The 17,694-nt window shown below is 59.7% G+C and carries 15 protein-coding genes and 1 pseudogene; 6 read left to right on the forward strand and 10 right to left on the reverse strand.

Features of this window, described 5'->3' with window-relative positions:
- Positions 1-82 precede the first annotated feature (82 nt).
- The 9 genes from NB231_RS09965 to mads1 are packed head-to-tail and all read right to left on the reverse strand — an operon-like array spanning position 83 to position 12,988.
- The gene (locus NB231_RS09965; RefSeq protein ID WP_005002337.1) at positions 83-322 is read right to left on the reverse strand and encodes a hypothetical protein; all 240 of its coding nucleotides are present in this window, start codon (positions 320-322) and stop codon (positions 83-85) included.
- Complete coding sequence (locus tag NB231_RS09970) at positions 319-975, reverse strand: hypothetical protein (protein ID WP_156776974.1); 657 nt, start codon at positions 973-975, stop codon at positions 319-321. Before NB231_RS09970 ends, NB231_RS09965 begins: the two co-directional genes overlap by 4 nt.
- 2 nt (positions 976-977) lie before the next feature.
- Complete coding sequence (locus NB231_RS09975) at positions 978-2,207, reverse strand: AAA family ATPase (RefSeq protein ID WP_005002339.1); 1,230 nt, start codon at positions 2,205-2,207, stop codon at positions 978-980.
- On the reverse strand, positions 2,208-4,991 hold the full coding sequence (locus NB231_RS09980; RefSeq protein WP_232210442.1) for a DNA methyltransferase: 2,784 nt from the start codon (positions 4,989-4,991) through the stop codon (positions 2,208-2,210).
- Positions 4,957-7,077: an ATP-binding protein gene (locus tag NB231_RS09985; RefSeq protein WP_005002342.1), complete on the reverse strand. Its 2,121-nt coding sequence runs from the start codon at positions 7,075-7,077 to the stop codon at positions 4,957-4,959. Before NB231_RS09985 ends, NB231_RS09980 begins: the two co-directional genes overlap by 35 nt.
- The gene (locus NB231_RS09990; RefSeq protein ID WP_005002345.1) at positions 7,074-8,486 is read right to left on the reverse strand and encodes an SIR2 family protein; all 1,413 of its coding nucleotides are present in this window, start codon (positions 8,484-8,486) and stop codon (positions 7,074-7,076) included. Before NB231_RS09990 ends, NB231_RS09985 begins: the two co-directional genes overlap by 4 nt.
- A 57-nt stretch (positions 8,487-8,543) precedes the next feature.
- Positions 8,544-12,269: a DUF6079 family protein gene (locus NB231_RS09995; RefSeq protein ID WP_005002347.1), complete on the reverse strand. Its 3,726-nt coding sequence runs from the start codon at positions 12,267-12,269 to the stop codon at positions 8,544-8,546.
- A gap of 12 nt (positions 12,270-12,281) precedes the next feature.
- Entirely contained in the window at positions 12,282-12,749 is a 468-nt protein-coding gene (gene brxF / locus NB231_RS10000; protein WP_005002350.1) for a BREX-3 system P-loop-containing protein BrxF, read from the reverse strand.
- An 11-nt stretch (positions 12,750-12,760) separates the two neighbouring features.
- The gene (gene mads1 / locus NB231_RS10005; RefSeq protein WP_005002352.1) at positions 12,761-12,988 is read right to left on the reverse strand and encodes a methylation-associated defense system helix-turn-helix domain-containing protein MAD1; all 228 of its coding nucleotides are present in this window, start codon (positions 12,986-12,988) and stop codon (positions 12,761-12,763) included.
- Between the two features lie 201 nt (positions 12,989-13,189).
- On the opposite strand from mads1, the pseudogene NB231_RS20310 reads away from it, so the two are divergent.
- Positions 13,190-13,393, forward strand: a pseudogene (locus tag NB231_RS20310) (TIR domain-containing protein); the annotation flags it as partial.
- 9 nt (positions 13,394-13,402) lie between these two features.
- Here the strand turns inward: NB231_RS20310 and NB231_RS19665 are convergent.
- Complete coding sequence (locus tag NB231_RS19665; RefSeq protein WP_005002362.1) at positions 13,403-13,591, reverse strand: hypothetical protein; 189 nt, start codon at positions 13,589-13,591, stop codon at positions 13,403-13,405.
- A 259-nt stretch (positions 13,592-13,850) separates the two neighbouring features.
- On the opposite strand from NB231_RS19665, the gene paaA reads away from it, so the two are divergent.
- The 5 genes from paaA (at position 13,851) to paaE (ending at position 17,658) form a co-directional block, all read left to right on the forward strand.
- Entirely contained in the window at positions 13,851-14,861 is a 1,011-nt protein-coding gene (gene paaA, locus NB231_RS10015) for a 1,2-phenylacetyl-CoA epoxidase subunit PaaA (protein WP_156776975.1), read from the forward strand.
- Positions 14,862-14,890: 29 nt separating this feature from the next.
- Complete coding sequence (gene paaB / locus NB231_RS18590) at positions 14,891-15,172, forward strand: 1,2-phenylacetyl-CoA epoxidase subunit PaaB (protein WP_005002365.1); 282 nt, start codon at positions 14,891-14,893, stop codon at positions 15,170-15,172.
- Between the two features lie 16 nt (positions 15,173-15,188).
- Entirely contained in the window at positions 15,189-15,947 is a 759-nt protein-coding gene (gene paaC, locus NB231_RS10025) for a 1,2-phenylacetyl-CoA epoxidase subunit PaaC (protein WP_005002367.1), read from the forward strand.
- On the forward strand, positions 15,934-16,452 hold the full coding sequence (gene paaD, locus NB231_RS10030; RefSeq protein ID WP_005002373.1) for a 1,2-phenylacetyl-CoA epoxidase subunit PaaD: 519 nt from the start codon (positions 15,934-15,936) through the stop codon (positions 16,450-16,452). The genes paaC and paaD overlap by 14 nt, the downstream gene beginning before the upstream one ends.
- A gap of 66 nt (positions 16,453-16,518) precedes the next feature.
- Entirely contained in the window at positions 16,519-17,658 is a 1,140-nt protein-coding gene (paaE, locus tag NB231_RS10035) for a 1,2-phenylacetyl-CoA epoxidase subunit PaaE (protein WP_005002376.1), read from the forward strand.
- Positions 17,659-17,694 lie beyond the last annotated feature (36 nt).

Below are 17,694 nucleotides of genomic sequence, written 5' to 3' on the forward strand. Positions count from 1 at the left end.
GCGCCCTCCTGCTTAAGCGACGCGCGCCCCAACTCAGGCAAGCGGCACCTCTGCTTGCTGCTCTTCGGCTTGTCGGGAATCGTCATCTCCAGCGCGCCATCTCCCCGGACACCTTCACCAGCAGCGCGAGGCCTTGGGGGGAGACTTGCGGGGTCACTTGGGGGATCACTTGCGGGGTCACATGAAGGGTAACTTGCGGGGTGGCTTGCCCGGCCGCCTGGGTGAATCGCTCCCCCAGGGCAACCGGAACCTCGAACAGGGTCTCGCCGACCGGCTGGAGCAATTGCTGCCGGATCAGATCCTCGGCGACTTTTGGTGTCATACAGCACCTTTTGCCGCAAGACAGCGCAGTCCATCGCGCAGCTTGGTGAAGCTGGGTGAGACATTTCGTTCTGGATCAAGCAAAGGGCCAATTTCTTGCGCCCACTCGTGCTTAATCTGACCCGGCAGTGGCCATCCGGCCTTCTTGACTGCAGCAGAGCCTCCGGAATACACTGCGTCGGCAAGCAGCTCCCAAGTGTTGCAAACGCTGTCCTGTACATATCTATTCAGTACATCGCGCTTGGCATTAGGATAGGCTTGTTCCAGGGCCTGTCTGTCCCCCAGATACCAGGCTTCCACTTCCTCGATGGCCAACCGGAAAAGTGTGTTCGGCAACGGATTGCATCCAGCAGCCAGCGCTTTCAACTCTGCAAGAAATAGCGTGCAATCCCGACAGTCGGAATCCAGTACCACTACGACAGCATCGATGCCGGGTGTCCTGCCATAGCCCTGCAACAGCCGTGGCAGTTGATCCAACAGAATGCGTTTTCCCGGATCGGCTTTTCCTCTCAGGTTTCTCGGGATGCGTCCTATTCCCTTGTACGCATGGGTACGCCAAGTGTGCGGATCACCCCGGTCGCCCAGTATTTTCGGCAGCACGGCTTCCAGCAGCTTTTCCCCAGAACTGTCCTCCACCAATATCTCGATATGCATGCTCATCTCGCATCGAGATAGTCGGCATACCACAGACCGCCCAGCGGCAGGCCTTCAGCCACCATGTTCTTGACGATTTCAATATCGGACGCACGCTGGATGCGTGAATAGCCATCATCTCCCTTGCTGAGGATCCAGACTTCCTCCGGTGCCAGAGCATCGACAAAATACGGTTGATGGGTGGTCACGAATATTTGTGGTGCTCCTTTTCTCCCGGTAGCATGCGCCCGGAACTCCTGAGCAAGGGATTCCAGTAGCTTGTGGTACAACCCATTTTCCGGCTCCTCAATGCAGATAAAGGGCGGCGGGTCAGGGTCTTCCAGCAACAGCAGGTAGCAAAACACCTTCAAGGTGCCATCCGACACCTGCTGGGCAAAGAACGGATCGGAAAAAGCCCCATCATTGAATCGCAGCAAGACCCGCTTATCGTCCGTCACCTTGGTGCCGATACTTTTGATGCCAGGAATCTTGCTGGCGATGCGGTTCAAAATGGACTGGAAGCGGGACTTGTGCTCACGCTCCATGAATTGCACCACGTTGCCGATGTTGTCGCCATGCATGTTCAGATGCCGCTGCGGGCCAGCACTGGGCAGGCTGCGCGCCGCATCTGGATAGAAATAGGAGAGATACCAAGCCTTGAGGAAATTGCGAAACTTGCTGATGCGCGGATGTTCTCTCAGTGTCCCCAAAGTGGCAATGCCCAACTCACGGGAGTCCGTTAGTTCCACCGAGCTGCTGGTGCGGTCTTCCTCCTCTGTACCTTCCACAGCGTCCTCACCCGCCCAGACTGTTCCCTTGCCATATTCCAACCGAAGAAATGGAAACGGCCGGCCATATCTTTGCCCTTTACGCCGCTGCCTCAGTGCCTCTGAAAGTACGAAAGGCCGGCCGCTGTTATCGAGATCAATGGCAAGTTCATAGGTGATGGGGCGCTCATTCGGCGCTTCACGGTAATAAATCTCAAAGCTTATCGGCTCATCGACATTTTTAGATCGCAGCCGCTCAAAACCACCGCGCTGCTTCATGTCGCAGGCGGCCTCCACGTCGGCCGACAGACAATCCGCTACAAAACCGAAGGCGTCGAACAAAGAACTCTTGCCCACGCCATTCTTGCCGATCACCACAGTGAATGGTGTGAGTGGCTCGCCGCTTTGCTGCCCGGATAGCTTGCCTAAAGTTACATCGCGCAGCGCGCGATAGTTTTGCACGCGAAAGCCTTCGATAGTGGCCATTTACGGCTCCTCCGTGCGCGTCAGCGCCTGGTCGTACCAGAGGAGCAGCTTCTCGTCTTCCTGTAGTGCCGCTTCAGGGATCTTCTGGGCTACCTTGATGATGGTCTGGTAGTCCTTATTACCCCAGGCCGCCTTGAACCCCGCACGCAGCGCTTCCAGCCTGAACTCCTTGAGTCGGCGACCCGTCGCGGCCCGGTAGCTTTCGAATTCCTTCAACAGCACCTTCTCGCGTTTCTTTTCGAGATCCTGCGCCTTATTCGGGTCGGGGACATACCAGCGATCCTTGGCCTTGGCGACCAAGCGCGGATCACTCTTTTCGAGACCGCGCAGGTCCTTGTGGTTGGTGGAGAGGTAGCTGTGAATCTGGCTTGGCACATCACCCGCGCCGTCGTATCGAATGAAGTTATCCTCGAGCAGCTGTGAGAGCTCAGGCTTGCTCTCATGTTTCTTCCAACCGGCGCCAAGTTGAGTGATGAACTCAGGATGCAGCCCCTGATACGTCGAAGGGCGTTTTCTCAGGAAATCCGTCAGCCAATCGATGGCGCTGCGCTCGTCGGACACGAACAGCTCCATCTGCGGTGCCTGTGCCATCTGAGCCCGCTTCTTGTCGTACTCGGCGACCTGTTCCGGCAGGAACACCATGCCGTCACGCTCGGGAAACCGGCTCCGCACCCCACTCAGGAATTCGTCGCTGGACAAGGGCACGGGCGCGTCATGGCGCACGAACCAGGCTACCAGCCGGTCGTAGATGCGCCGAGGGTCACGCTCGACGATGAGTTCCATCTCCCCGTTCCTGGTTTTGGTCACCGACAGGTTCCTGAGATGGGTTTGTACGAAGTCCCACGCGGATTCAGGCGTAGCGCCTCGCTGGGCAAGGCGCTGCTCCAGGCCGCCATTGGGTTTGTAGGCTGAGATCACCAGATCCTGCTTCACTGCGGTGGTGGAGGTCACTTGCCGGTAGCTGCCCTGCAGCTTGTCCAGCGCCGTCACTTCGGCGACCACGAAACCGGCCTGCTGCAAGGCTACCTGGATGGCGTTCCACACCGCCGCCTTGCTATTGGAGAACACCACCGTCATCCAACGCCCGGGCTTGAGTACGCGGTGGTACTCGGCGAAGCAGCGTTGCATCAGGTGCTGGTACTCGGGCAGTGCCTTCTTCTTAAAGCGGTCGATGATGGCTTCGGGTTGGGCATCGGTCGTCACTCCGTGCCACGACTCGACCAGGAAGTTCAGGTCAGCGTAGTAGATGTTCTCGCCAAACGGCGGGTCGGTGAAGACGTAATCGATAGAAGCATCAGGCAGTGGCAGTTGGGCGGCTGCTCCGGTGTTGATACCAGCGAATCCGAATTGGGATCGATACCCGTGGAAGGCTTTTTCTAGTCGGCTCAGCTTTCCATCGAGGATGTACCAGGGGCTACATTCCGAATGCTGCGACGCGATGTAATATACGCCACTCAGGTACTGATTGACCTGCGAGAAGTGTGTAGGCGTGTACCGTGCAAGTACCGACATACCCCAGATAGCTTGTTCAACAAAGAACAACAGGAAAGCCCGAGTCCGAGCACCAGGGTATGCGTTGGCCTTCTCCCACAGCTTGCCCATGGCCTGCGCGGCACGTGGCAGAAAAAAGTGGTGAATGTGTGTGACTCCCGCGTAGTCCATGCGAGCCCGCTCATGAGTCATGTGCATCGGCGGGATTTCGATGGTGGGCACTTGAAACGGGAGCGGCAATGACTCAATGCGCTGGATCACAGCCAAGTCATCGTGGGTCGGCTTCTTTTCGTAGCGCGTCTTGCCGTCGGTGTATGAGATCAGCGTCGCCGCCCGTTTGGGCACCTGTATCGTATTGCCTGTACTCGGATCGAGCTTTGCTGTGTATAGGCGGTCGAGCCGAGATTTGATCAGCTCGGCGCCGCAGTGTGGACAAGGAAACGACTCCTTGACTCGCTTGGACTTCTCATCAAGTGCCTCCTCGGTGAAGTTCACCTCACCTGCACACTCCGGGCAACTGTAGAGCTGGCTCCAAACGGTGTACCCGATACGCCCCTTGGTCTTGCCGTCGGTGTGCAGGGTTTCATACATCCAGCCGACATCCTGCTCGACCGACTTGAGCAGTTGCTTGCCTGCCTGCGCGAAGGCATCGACGTCGAACGGCAGGTTGTAGTTGGCTGCAATGAAGGTGGCCACCGGCGACAGGTCGTTGAGCACCACTCGCCGCGCACCCCATTGCGGCGCCGGCCGACCTTCCTTCTTCCGCGCCAGCTCGACCTCGTGTCGATACTTGGCTGGCGCCGTGCCGCACCACTGAGCGGCTACACCCGTCATGCCAGAGCCCGCAAACCCGTCGAGCACGATGTCGCCCGGCTTCGTGTAGTGCAGGATGGACGGCACGATGGCCAGATGCGGCACCTTGGTGTGGTAAGAGTGCGCCTTGTAGATCGGATCGGTCTTGCCCACCGACACGTCGATCGCCAATGGCTCGCGCCGATAAGATTCGGCCGGGTCATAAGGCTTCCCATACTGCTGAACGAAATCGGCCAACCAGGGATTCGGGCACGCGGTGTAGTACGGCGGATCGGACATGGCCAGAATGGCCTCGTCCGTCCCCTGCGGAAATCCTTCCTGCTTGCGGAATGCCGGGTCTTTGAGTTTTTCGGCCAGCAGTTTCAAGTAGTGCTTGCGACGCGCTTGGTCGCTTGGGAATGTCTGCCCAAGACATTCCACCGAGCCGGAGATCTGCTTGCCTGCTTCAAAAAGGGATGTCATCGTCAAATTCCCCGGCATTACCGACTGCTTGGTTGTTTGCGTTTTGTTGTTCGGGCTGCGTCTGCTGCCAATCTGTGGCAATAGCAGCCCAATCCACCTCACGCTGAGTCTGGCCAGACCACACGGCCCAGAAATCGGGGTCATCCGATTTCGGCCGATGGAGTTCCGGCAAGGCATTGATCTGCACGAGCACTGGCAGCTCGGAGGCCCAGCCCAACAAAATGGCGTTGCGCGACGGCAGGGAGGGCAGATCGCGCAGCAGGCCGCGCAAATTATCAGGTACGAGCTTGTGCACCAGCTCCTGATCGCGATCGTTGCTGATGCGATGGAGCAGATAGCTGTTGCATTGGGACAGCACCGTGGGCGACAGCTCGCTCGGACGCTGAGACGACAGCACCAGCCCTAGACCGAACTTGCGGCCCTCGCGGGCGATCTTCTCGAAGACCTGGCAGCAGATGGCGGCGGAATTCTGATTCTCCGTGTCGTCCTTATAGCGTTTGATGAAGGTATGCGCTTCTTCCATTACCAACACGGTGGGTAAAGTCTTGCCGCGGCTGAGCTTGCGGTAGCGCTGCAAGGCTTCCAGCGTCATGCGGGCAATGACCGCAGTGATGATATGGACGACCTCGGCTGGCACCAACGAAAGGTCGATGACAGTGACTGTGCCGTTGGAGGCTTGATTGTCTCCGATGTACTTGCTCAGCCAGCCGTATAGGGATACCTCTTTAGTACCACCAGTGATGGTCTTCATGCGACTATCCGAAAGAATTGTTCGGATTCGCATGAGCATGGTTTCGACGTACTCGGAAACGTTCAACAGTTCAGCATTGGCCTCGACGCTGCGCAGGAGTTGATCGCCGGTGAATGGGCGTGGCACGTCGGCATCGATAGGGAGAATATCCACATCGCTACCACCGAAGGCAGCATGAGCCGACTTCACTAGGCTTAGAAACTCATCGATCTCTGCTTTAGTGAAGTCATAAGTTGGATACTGACCACCACGTGCGCTTGCGAACGCCGTAATCTTATCTTTCACCGCCTTCAGCGCGGAAACTTCTTCCGCGCTGAACGAGGCGTCCTCTGCAAGCCCTTCTTGCCACTTCTTGATCTTCTCGAAGAAGTTCTTTGGATGAGGAAAGTTGGCCCAAGGCCTGCCGGCATTCCGTTCGATCTGAATTACACTCACCACGGTTCGCAGGAAACGCCGCATCTCATGGCTTGGCGTGGCTGAAGCATCTACCGCGCCATCGCGAACCGAGCGAAGCGCCTGAATCAACGTCGGACGCTGCGTCCTGGCACTCGCCTGAGTGAATGCGCTCCATTCGGCGCTATTCCAGAACCACAGGGGCACCTGGAGCTGCTCGATACCTTTGGCGGGCTCAACCGCGAACACCCGCACGTTGCTCATATCCCGGAAGGTGTTGGCGTATTCTCCATTGGGATCGAGCACGATGAAGCGGGCATTGGGGTCAGAGCCGCCGCGCGCCTTCTGCGCCTCATCCATTGACCAGCGGATCAGTCCCGCCACCGAGCAAGATTTGCCACTGCCCGTGTTGCCCAGCACAGCCAGATGGCGGCCGAAGAGACGGTCCGGGTCGATCCGCACCTCCGCGTTGGCGGCCAGCGGACTGATGCCGATCTTGACGCGGCGGTTCTTGCCGGACTCGACGATGGCGCGCAGTTGGCTCTGCGTCGGAAGCAGTACCGGATCGCCGACCGTGGGATACGCCTCTACGCCACGCCGAAACTCATAGCGCTCCTTGTCCCCATCCAGGCCTTCGTAGATCAGGCACCCCAAGGGATTGAGACTCATCTTGCGCAGTGGATAGGGTAAATCCACCAGGCCAAAGTCCTGCATACCCTTGCGCTTCGGGTACTGCGAGCGCTCGACGGTGATCCACTCCACCTGCGCCACGAGATGGCCCTGGTCGCTGGGCACCAGCGCATAGCCATTGATGCGAGGAAACGGACGCGGTGTTCCAGTATTCAGCGCGACGGCATCCGGTGCTTCGATGTCCAGCAGCACCTTGATCTCGTCCGGCGAGACGAAATCAATCTTGCCGATGCGCAAGGAATCGGCATAGGCTATCGGCGACACGCTCATGTTTTGGCCTCCGCGTCCGGGGAACCGTCACCCTGAGTATTGTCTTGGGGTGGGGATTCCGCGCCATAACGTTGCTTGAGCAACTCGCTCATGCGGAACGTGGCCCTGTCGATGGCAGCCTTGGGCAGGAAGTATTCGGTCAGTGTTGTCAGATCGGCCAACTGCGGCCCGACCAACAGGCTGACTTGGGACTTCCGCTCCTCCGCAAGCGGCAAGATTCGGCCAAGGTTGTCATCCCTCGAAATCACTACCAGATGCGCGGATGGAATGGTGAGCATGTCGCGGATCACGCGATTGATATGTTCGTCGCCAAAGCTGTAGCCGTAGGTAACCAGCGTGCTGTTGGGACGGCACACAACGGCGGCCAGATCGCGGAACAACTCCACATAGGGATAGGCCAGCGTTTCCCTATCCTTAGCGGCGTTGGGGTAAATCATCAGTTGAAGGGGGCTGGCTCTCGTCAAACCGGGTGCCTCCAAATAGGGAGCAACCTCGACTACGCCAAACGGCAGGCCGATACGACGGATTTCTTTGCCCGCTTGCACCCAGTCCACCGAACCATGCAGCTTGGTGAAGCGGGCGACGCCTTCCAGATAGCGCGGCTCGCCGCGAATGCCTGGCGGGTTATAGTGCATATCCAAATCGAGCCGGGACGAGCGGAAGATCGGCATTAAATTGCCGAGGAAGCGGTCTAGCAGATAAAGACCCGCCAGTTCGGCTCCTGCTTCAATCAACCGATCGTAGTTGGTCGTGAAGATGTTCAGCCGATCCCGGGTTCCGGTGCGGCTGGCAAAACTCATCAGGAACGTGACCAGGCCAGTGAAGGCCTTTTCTCGCTGCTGTTCCAAGGCGGTGGCAATGCCAGCTTCGCCTTTAAGAATGGATTTGGCAAAGTTCCGAAGTGTCGTCGACAGGTCTTCTCGCAGTGCATCAGCCTGCTTGCGGACACCGAAGATCTCCAGTCCCCGCAATAGCTCGTTGGCTATCCGAATATGGTCTTCGATATTGCTCTGATCACGTCCCGCTGCCTTTGCGGATGCGTGGGCGGCTGCATGTATCTTTTCTTTGAAACGTCCCTCGGAAACACTACCCGACATGCCGGATGCAAGTTTTCCGGCCGCTATCTCATGCACCGCGTAGGTCAACCCTGAACCGACCAAGAGCGAGAGATGCTCAGACTGAAACAGAGATGTCAGCCAGGGTTCGATGCGACTGCGCAGTTCCTTGAGACCGAATTCCTGCGCACTGACCCACTGTACATCGACCCCTTCGCAGAGCTTGAACTTTCCTTCTTCGACTCCCTCGAAGCGAACGGTCTGATGGTCGTCCCTGACCTTCAGCAGGTTGATCGTCTTCGGACCTGAGCCAGCTTGGATCGAGTCGCCTGTTTGTTGTTCATCCGTTGGCATGGTCACCTCCTGGGGTAGTCTTTAGCTGCAAGCTCACGTCATGAGTGATTGTTGAATTCACTCCACGACAAACCGCAGCTTGCTCGCATCCTTGCCTTTGCAGCGCTCATTCAGAAACGACTCAAATCGCTTGCGCAGGTCATCGGGCGTCGCGGGCGATCCGCCAGCGAGCAGCGCCTTCTTGATTTCATCGTCGGTGACGAGGATCTTCTCGAGGCCGGAGAGTGCCTCCTGCACGGCGGCGACGAACTCAGGCGTAACAGGGTCAGGCAACGCCTTCGAGACTAAAAAGCCCTTGATCAGGTCGTGTTGCACAGCTTTCAGTAGCTCGAAGTTGGCCTGGATGATCGGGTCGTCGAGGTTGTCGAGCAGCGCCTGCTGCCAACCCTGCTGTAGTCTGTCCAGTTCGTCGTCCAGAGTCTTGAGCACATTGGCTGCGGGTAGGAAATCACCCTGCTCGTTCGCTGGGCGGAAGCTGCAGTGCGGACAGACGGGGCTGGCGGCCAGCTCGGACTCGATCAAGGAGGCACAGCTCTTCAGCTTGTCGAGCTTGTCTTCGAACGCCGTAAGCTGGCCGGGGTGCATGAGAGAGATGCCAGCGAGTGCGCGCAGGGTCACAATGCGCGGATCTTTGCGCATCGCGGACTTGGTCTTGTCCTCCGCTACGCCGAGCCGCGCTTTGCTGTGTTGGGCCACGTAGGCGGTGATGTAGTCTTTCTTCAGTGCCGCCAGACGCTGGCGGTATTCGGCGGCGTGCTGCGCACTGCGGTCATCGGCGAGCTTGTCGAGGATCTCCTTGCGCGCCGCCTGCGCCTGCTGGACCCAAGTGTGGTCAGCGACGAGCACCATCTCGGCCTGTGAAAGATAGGCTGCTATGGCTCCCAACTCGGCCACCAAGTCACGGAGCTTCTCGACGGACGACAGGACCTCAAGGTTCTTCTTCTGAGCGTCGATGTCCTCTTGGGTGATGCGCAGGTTTTTGAGCTTGCCAACGGTGTTATAAGGCGAGAGCCCTTCGAGGAAACCCTTGAGCGCTTCGAGCCGCGTGCGCCAGTCACGCAGCTCTTCCTCACGCAGCAAGGGCTGGCCCCAGAAGCTGAGCCGGGTCTGCAGATCAGTCCCGACCGCCAGCACGCGGTTGACGAGCTTCGCTACAGCATCCAGAAGTTCCTTGACCGGCTCCTCCTTGCCTTGGGTCGCCATCTGGGCAAGGCCAGACGGCAGGCCCAGCAGCTCAAACAGCGAGCGCAGGACGGCGACATTGATCTCCTTTGGTGCCTCGACGTGCTTGAACTGTTTGAGCTCGTCCAGCCCCCGCTCGACCAGCAGCGAGATCTTGCCGGAATCGATCTTGTCGCCGGTGATGGCCAGGACGATATCGCCCGAGTACACCAGGCTGCCCAACACGGTGACGAGCAAGTCCGGTTCCAAACGGAATCGAACCGGGGCGAAATACTCGACGTCGGTCGGTCCACTTACCAGTTCACCGCGGTTGAGCACCTGGCCCTGGCCTTTTGCCTTCAGTCGGCTTAACACTTCCTGGGCATACTTCGATCGCGTAGGCTCGATGCGGTCGCCGTCCAGCATCTCCAGCGCATCCAGGATGGCGACCGCGTCCTTGGTGCGCGTACCGCCCGCCAGTGCCTTGAGCGCGTTGCCGATGAGCTGCTTGCGGTTCGATTCGGTGACCAGTACCGAAAAGGTCGGATACTCCGGAGCCAGGTCCGTGAAGTGGGTACCCAGCGCCAAGCCAGACGTCACATTGACGATGTCTCGGAAGTTGGCGCGCTCGTCTGAACCCAGTCGGAGCTTGTCGCGCATCGACACCCCCTTGGCCCATTCCTGCAGGGTCTTGGTCTTACCCTGATGGGTCACCTCGAAGGCGGTCATCTGCTTGTCCTGGAGCCACTTGCTCATGCCACGTAGGGCATCCTTGGCCTTGTCCAGGTAGACGGCCTTGGCCGCCCCGCTGGCTGTCGAGGCCAGCTCCTGGGCCGCGGCATAGAAGGCCAGATGGCGTTTGATGGCGTCGTCCAGCCCTTTCAGGCGGAAGAACACTTCGTCGGCCTTCGCTTCATCGCGAAAGCGTGGCGGCTCGAACGGCTGGATGAAGTAAATATAGAAGTCGCGCTCCGGCTGGGCGGTCGGTCGATCATTGGGCGCCCCGAGGAACAGGTAGCCGTTTCGCTCGACACCATGGTCTTGCCATTCAACCTGGTATTGCCAGATCTTGTAACCGGTTACATAGGCATGCTCATCGGTGCGTTCCATGAGCTGCATAAGCGCGCTGTAGTAGGCGCGGTCGAGTGCATCGTCAGACAGCGCTTCGGCGCGCTTTTCGACCTGGGCGTCGTAGTCGACGTCTTTCTTGAGATCGAGGTAGTACTGCTCGGTGTCGGGCGCCTTGGAGATGAACTGGCCATTGACCGTCTTGACGATCTCACGCAATGTCGTCTGCACTGCTGTAAGCAGGTCGTCGGAGGGCTCGCCGCCCAAGCCCTCGATGCCGGGCTGGTACAGGCAGAGCGTATCCCGCAGTTCCTCGGCGGTTGGACCGACCGGCACGTAGATATCGCCACCGGTGGTCAACCGGTGCACGGACAGCCCCTTAATCACGCGCATGGCCATCGCTTTGTATGGTGGGCGGGTGAAGGCTTTCTGAACGCGCTCGCCAAGCACTTCCGAGACCTTCAACACCGGGCCAATGTTTGGGTCCGAGCGCAGCACGGAGTTCGAGGTGACCGTATCCCAGAACCTGTCGAACCCGATCAGACCGGGGCGATCGGTCGGAACCTCGTCATCCAGAAGAGCCTGAATCTGGTCGCGCAGGGTGACCAATGCGCCGCGCTTCTCGGTGAAGATCAGCTGTTCGAAGGTGCCGATGTAGTCCGGGTGAACCGGAAACAGGCGGACGTACTCGTCCATCCGCTCATTCATGTTGCTGTAGAACTTGGCAAAGGGCGTAAGGTAGGTGCGGATTTTGTGCTGCTGGTCGGCTGACTTTTTGAGCAGACGCTCCGCCACCACAAAGCTCACATCTTGGCGGGCCAGCAGCACTTGCGTAAAGCGCTCGTTCACCCGACGCAGGCTGTCCGCCACATGCTGGAAGCGGCTGCTGTCAAAGATGGCTTCCTGCACTCCCGCCACGAACCGGAAGCGCAGGTGCTTCGTTACTTCACCCAGTTCGCGCAGGAACGATAAGTCCAGCACCAAGTCGTGGTCCTTTCGGGAGCGCAAAAACTCCAAGAATTCATCCACAACGAGGAGTACGCCTTGGTTGGGGTGGACCTCATCGAAGGTTGCCATCATCTCCTCGAAGGCGGCTTTGTTATTGACCACCCTGTCGCCCGGCGGGAACGCGTAGCTGACGCCCTGCTTCTCTAAGAAGACTTCGAGTTCTTGCGTAATGATGTCGCGCAACGACATCTGGCTGGAGATTTCGATGCGGTGCACCTTGAACTTGCCGGCTATGGAGCTTGCCGCCTCGGCGACTTTGGGGTGGCGGAGCATCGGCACATAGGCGGCGTCTTCGGCGATCAGTGACAGCGCGGACATCAAGTGCGATTTACCGGTGCCGTAGTTGCCGACCACGAGCACGCCTTTGTGATCCACCGATTCATCGAACGATATCTGCGCGATCATCTGCTTGGCGATTCGATCGGCCATGTCATCGGAGATCACGTAAGTGGCGACGAGCTTCTTCGCCTCATCGGGCCGGTTGGCGTCGAGCAGCTGAATGACCGACTCGATTGGCTCGAATTGAATGAGATCCCCGTAGCGCATGCGTTTTCCCTTTTACCCTGCCGTTTCAATTTCGAACGGGATCAGGCCGTCCAGTCCGTAGTCCTGATATTCCGGATGCCCGATCTCCGCGTAGCTCAGCCGGCCTTCGCGGAGCTGGCCGGGCCATGCCGCCACGACTCGACGCGTATGGGCGTGGCGCTTGAGTAAATCCAGCGGGTCGAGCCTGAGCGACTGATCGAACAGGAGCTCAATGTTGTCGAGCAGGAGCAGGTCGCCGCTCGCGTACTCATCGGCCAGTTCGCGCATCGCGACATTGGCATGGAGCGGCCGCTGTCGCTGTGGCAGCGCCGCGAGGCGTTTTCCCAGTTCGGCTCCGACATTCATTACCTTCGCAGCTCGCCTATTGGCCAGCTCGCCCAAGAGCTTGGTCTTGCCGCACCCATCGGGCCCGACAAGCAGGATCAACTTGCTGTGCAGTGCCGCGATTTCATCTACCAGGCGATCCAGTCTTGTGAGCATGAGGCAGCCCCTCACCCATTTTCACCACGAGGCTCGCCGTGAACACCGTTGCCCTGGGCTTCCGCCGTCTGCCGCTTGATCCACTGGTCGATTTCCCGGCGCTGGAATCGCCACGTTCCTCCGACTTTGAATGCCGGAATTTTCTTTGCCGCCGCCAAACGATAGACCGTGCGCTTACCCACTTTGAGGTAGGCCGCCACCTCCTCGAGAGTGAATATCTCACCAGAGTCGTCTTTCATCGCGTCCTCACCCGGCACCGGGGCAGTGGCTGGTTATGGTGGTAATATTGGCAACGATACGACAATCTTGAGCATTAAATCCCCATGGCCACCATCTTCATGTCGTACTCACATGCCGACGAGGCCCTGCCCGACGAATTGGAGAAGCATCCCTCGGGACTTCGCCGCCAGGGACTGATAACCACCTAGCACGACCGGCGCATCAGACCGGGCGAGGAAATCCATGGCCAGATCAGCGCTCAGCTGGATTCGGCGGAAATCGTCCTCCTCCTCGTCAGCGCGGACTTCCTGGCGTCGGATTACTGTTACGACATCGAGATGGCGCGGGCCATAACGCGCTATGACGAAGGTACTGCTCGCGTCATACCCGTCATCCTCAGACCCTGTGACTGGTATGGGACGCCTTTCGGGCGCCTAAAGGTGGTCCCAACCGATGGGAAGCCCGTCGTGAAGCACGCAACGCTCGACGACGGCTTCCTTGAGGTCGCGCAAGCGGTGCGCCAAACAGCCGAATCGCTTGGTAGCCCTGCGCCAGCTGCGATGCCCGCCATGGGTGCCGCAAGCACACCCGCCCAACCAGCCGAATTCATTTTGATTCAACACGCTAAGACAGCCAATTACTTGACCGTTCGCCCTGATCCTGCTGAAGGATTTCCCTCAGTTCTTCGGTCAGCTCAGGACAGGCCCGGCGAAGCGCGAGCGGAATAAATCGGAAGCGCTTTCCGGTTACCGGAGTAACTTTGCCAGCGCACGTCCAAACACCCACTTAATGACACACCACATTGACGCAACACTAATTGCTTGTATCATTTTTAGAGAAGAGTCATCCGCTGTAATCCCACGGATCGCGGGTCCATCGCTCATGACCGGGAAGACCCTGATGCACACCCAGCCCGCCCACACCGAAGTTGAGCTAACGCGCTCCGCGGAGGCGATCGCGGAGCTGGAGCAGGCGTTCCAAGCGAAAATCGACGCCGACATCAAAATCGAGCCTAAAGACTGGATGCCGCAAGCCTACCGCCAAAGCCTGGTGCGGCAGATCTCGCAGCACGCTCACTCGGAGATCGTCGGCATGCTGCCGGAGGGCAATTGGCTCACCCGTGCCCCGAGTCTGGGCCGCAAGCTCATTCTGCTCGCCAAGGTGCAGGACGAAGCGGGCCACGGGCTCTATCTCTACAGCGCCGCCGAAACCCTCGGGGCCTCTCGCGAGGCGCTCATCGAGGCGCTGCATGCCGGCAAGGCCAAGTACTCGAGCATCTTCAATTATCCCACGTTGACCTGGGCCGACGTCGGGGCCATCGGCTGGCTGGTGGACGGCGCGGCGCTCATCAACCAGATTCCGCTTTGCCGCTGCTCTTATGGACCCTACGCACGGGCCATGCGGCGCATCTGCAAAGAGGAAAGTTTTCACCAGCGCCAGGGCTACGAAATCATGCTCACGCTCTGCCGCGGCACCGCGGCGCAAAAGCGCATGGCCCAGGATGCGCTGAACCGCTGGTGGTGGCCCTCACTGATGATGCTTGGACCACCCGATGCCGAGTCTTCGCACACGCAGCAGTCCATGCGTTGGAAGATTAAGCGTCATACCAACGACGCGCTGCGGCAAAAATTCGTCGATCAGAGCGTGCCGCAAGCCGACTATCTGAGATTGGCGCCCCCCGATCCGAAGCTCAAATGGAACGAACAAACCGGTCATTACGAGTTCGGCGCAATCGACTGGAACGAATTCTGGCGCGTGCTCAAAGGGGACGGCCCCTGCAACCGCGAACGCATCGAGGCGCGGCGCCGAGCCTACGACGAAGGCCGCTGGATACGCGAGGCCGCGCTCGCCTTTGGTGCAAAACAGGCTCGACGGGCGCGCGGCGCCGACTAAAAGATAACGGTCATTCGAGGTATAGCACCGTGAAAGATTGGCCGCTCTGGGAAGTATTCATCCGCAGCCGCCACGGCCTGGCGCACAAGCACGTCGGCAGCCTGCATGCCTCGGATGCGGCGCTGGCACTCGCCAATGCCCGCGACGTCTATACTCGCCGCGGCGAGGGGGTGAGCATCTGGGTCGTGCGCTCCACGGACATCATCGCCAGCGCGCCCGGCGACAAAGCCATCCTATTCGATCCGAGCGAGGACAAGGTATATCGGCATCCGACTTTCTACGACGTCCCGGACGAGGTCGATAACCTGTAACACGCCGGACCGCGCCATGAACCAACGCCAAGCCCTCTACGAGTACCTGCTGCGCCTGGGCGACAACGCGCTGATCTTGGGGCAGCGGCTGACCGAGTGGATCGGCCATGCCCCGGCACTTGAGGAAGAACTGGGCAGCGCCAATATCGCGCTGGATCTGATCGGCCAAGCACGCGGTTGGCTTGCCTATGCCGGCGCAGTGGAAGGCACGGGCCGCGATGAAGATGCCCTCGCCCTGCAGCGCGACGTTCTGGATTTCCGCAATGCGCTGCTGGTGGAGCAGCCGAACGGCCACTACGGCGACACCATCGCCCGGCAGTATCTGTTCGACGCCTTTCACTACCCGCTGCTCGAAGCACTGAGTGGCTGCGCCGATCAGTACATCGCCGCCATCGCGGCCAAATCGTGCAAGGAGGCCGGCTATCATCGGCGGCGCAGCGCCGAATGGATGATCCGCCTCGGCGACGGCACCGCCGAGAGTCACGCTAAGCTCCAGCGCTCCGTCGACACGCTGTGGCCGTACACGGGCGAGCTGTTCGCAATGGATGAGATAGACCGCACCCTGCAGTCAGCCGGTGTAGCGGCGGATTTGGCTGGGGTGGGCCGGACCTGGGACGAAGATGTCGCACACACCCTAAAGACGGCTACCTTGCAACGCCCGGCAGCGGGCTGGATGCAATCCGGCGGCAAACAAGGCCGCCACTCCGAACAGCTCGGCTACATTCTGGCGGAAATGCAGTTTCTACCGAGGGCCTACCCCGATGCCCACTGGTGACGGTTCGCAACCTAGCCAGAAAGTCACTCCGGCCCGGGTGCATGCCTGGCTCGAGACGGTTACCGACCCGCAGATCCCGGTACTGAGCATTGCCGAGCTCGGCATTCTGCGGGAGGTGCAGTGCCGTGCCGGCGAAACGGTAGTGGTGATCACTCCGACCTACTCCGGCTGCCCGGCCATGCAAACCATCGAGCAGGCGATCGCCGCGCAACTGCGCCGCCACGGCGTAACGGCTTTTCATATCCGTACGCGCCTCGCGCCGCCCTGGAGCAGCGACTGGATCACCGCGACCGGCCGTCGCAAGCTGCTGGAATACGGCATCGCCCCGCCGGTGCGCGCCGGCGGCTGCGGGCCCGCCGGAGTCGACAATCAACCGTTCGTGGCCTGCCCCCAGTGCGGCTCCACGCAGACCGCACGGATCAGCGAATTCGGCTCCACCGCCTGCAAGGCACTCTACCGCTGCGAGGACTGCCTGGAGCCGTTCGACTATTTCAAGTGTATTTAAGAGCGACCAAGAATGGCACTTTCTTTACCGACTTGCGGAACGCGGAACCCCCATCACTTAAGTTAAATGCCATTCAGGACGACCGACAATAGCAGCGCGGAGTCCGAACGCATCGAGGCAGCGATAGCTATGGCCACCTTCCATGAGCTTACCATCGCCGAGCTCCGCCCCGTGACGCGTGAGGCCGTGGCCATCACCTTCGCCGTACCACCCGCGCTGCGCGAGACGTTTCGCTACCGCCAGGGCCAACATATCGCACTGCGCACTCGGATCGCCGGCGAGCAAATCATGCGCACCTACTCCATTTGTGCCGGCGTGCCGACCAACGCGCTGCGCATCGCTGTCAAGCGTCAGCCGCACGGCATGTTTTCCAACTTCGCCAACGACGAACTGGAGCCCGGCCAAACGCTGGAAGTCATGCCACCGCGAGGCCACTTTTATACCCCGCTGGATCCCAACCAGGCCAAGCACTATCTCGCCTTCGCCGCCGGCAGCGGCATTACCCCGGTACTCTCGATCATCGAAACCACCCTGGCCGTGGAACGTGCGAGCCGATTCACACTGGTTTACGGCAACCGCATCAGCGCCAGCATCCTCTTTCTCGAGGAGCTGGCGGATCTGAAGAATACCCACCTGGAGCGGTTCAACCTACTTCACGTGCTCAGCCGCGAACCGGCCGACAGCGGACTCTTGCATGGCCGCATCACCGAAGAGAAATGCGCGCAACTCTGCGAACGCTGCATCGACATCGCCGGCGTGGACGAGTGCTTCATCTGTGGGCCCGAACCCATGCGGCAGGCAGTTACCGAAGCATTGCACGCGCATGGTATCGAACGCCGGCGTATTCACGTCGAGCTGTTTACGGTCCCGGGCGAGCGCAAGCGCTCTTTGCCGCCGCGCCACGCCGCGACCCAGGCCGATCACGCCGTCAGTCGGGTCGCCATCATCGTCGAAGGCCGGCGGTTCGAATTCGATCTGGCGCGCAACACCGAGAGCCTTCTCGAAGCCGGGCTGCGGACCGGTGCCGATCTGCCGTTCTCCTGCAAGGGCGGGGTCTGCGCCACCTGTCGGGCCAAGCTCCTCGCGGGCAAGGTGGAAATGGCCGCCAACTACGCCCTGGAGGACGATGAACTTAAGGCGGGCTACGTGCTTACCTGCCAGAGTTATCCACTCAGCAAAAACATCGTGTTGGACTACGACGCCTGAAGGGAGCTGGCACACGTACTATCCTGGCGCTAAGGC

Source organism: Nitrococcus mobilis Nb-231, from assembly GCF_000153205.1.
GTDB lineage: Bacteria > Pseudomonadota > Gammaproteobacteria > Nitrococcales > Nitrococcaceae > Nitrococcus > Nitrococcus mobilis.

Bases quoted from the DNA above. Each gene is read 5' to 3' on its own strand.
- NB231_RS09965 (WP_005002337.1), bottom strand. From the start codon at position 322: ATGACACCAAAAGTCGCCGAGGATCTGATCCGGCAGCAATTGCTCCAG.
- NB231_RS09970 (WP_156776974.1), bottom strand. From the start codon at position 975: ATGCATATCGAGATATTGGTGGAGGACAGTTCTGGGGAAAAGCTGCTG.
- NB231_RS09975 (WP_005002339.1), bottom strand. From the start codon at position 2,207: ATGGCCACTATCGAAGGCTTTCGCGTGCAAAACTATCGCGCGCTGCGC.
- NB231_RS09980 (WP_232210442.1), bottom strand. From the start codon at position 4,991: ATGCCGGGGAATTTGACGATGACATCCCTTTTTGAAGCAGGCAAGCAG.
- NB231_RS09985 (WP_005002342.1), bottom strand. From the start codon at position 7,077: ATGAGCGTGTCGCCGATAGCCTATGCCGATTCCTTGCGCATCGGCAAG.
- NB231_RS09990 (WP_005002345.1), bottom strand. From the start codon at position 8,486: ATGCCAACGGATGAACAACAAACAGGCGACTCGATCCAAGCTGGCTCA.
- NB231_RS09995 (WP_005002347.1), bottom strand. From the start codon at position 12,269: ATGCGCTACGGGGATCTCATTCAATTCGAGCCAATCGAGTCGGTCATT.
- brxF (WP_005002350.1), bottom strand. From the start codon at position 12,749: ATGCTCACAAGACTGGATCGCCTGGTAGATGAAATCGCGGCACTGCAC.
- mads1 (WP_005002352.1), bottom strand. From the start codon at position 12,988: ATGAAAGACGACTCTGGTGAGATATTCACTCTCGAGGAGGTGGCGGCC.
- paaA (WP_156776975.1), top strand. From the start codon at position 13,851: ATGACCGGGAAGACCCTGATGCACACCCAGCCCGCCCACACCGAAGTT.
- paaC (WP_005002367.1), top strand. From the start codon at position 15,189: ATGAACCAACGCCAAGCCCTCTACGAGTACCTGCTGCGCCTGGGCGAC.
- paaD (WP_005002373.1), top strand. From the start codon at position 15,934: ATGCCCACTGGTGACGGTTCGCAACCTAGCCAGAAAGTCACTCCGGCC.
- paaE (WP_005002376.1), top strand. From the start codon at position 16,519: ATGCCATTCAGGACGACCGACAATAGCAGCGCGGAGTCCGAACGCATC.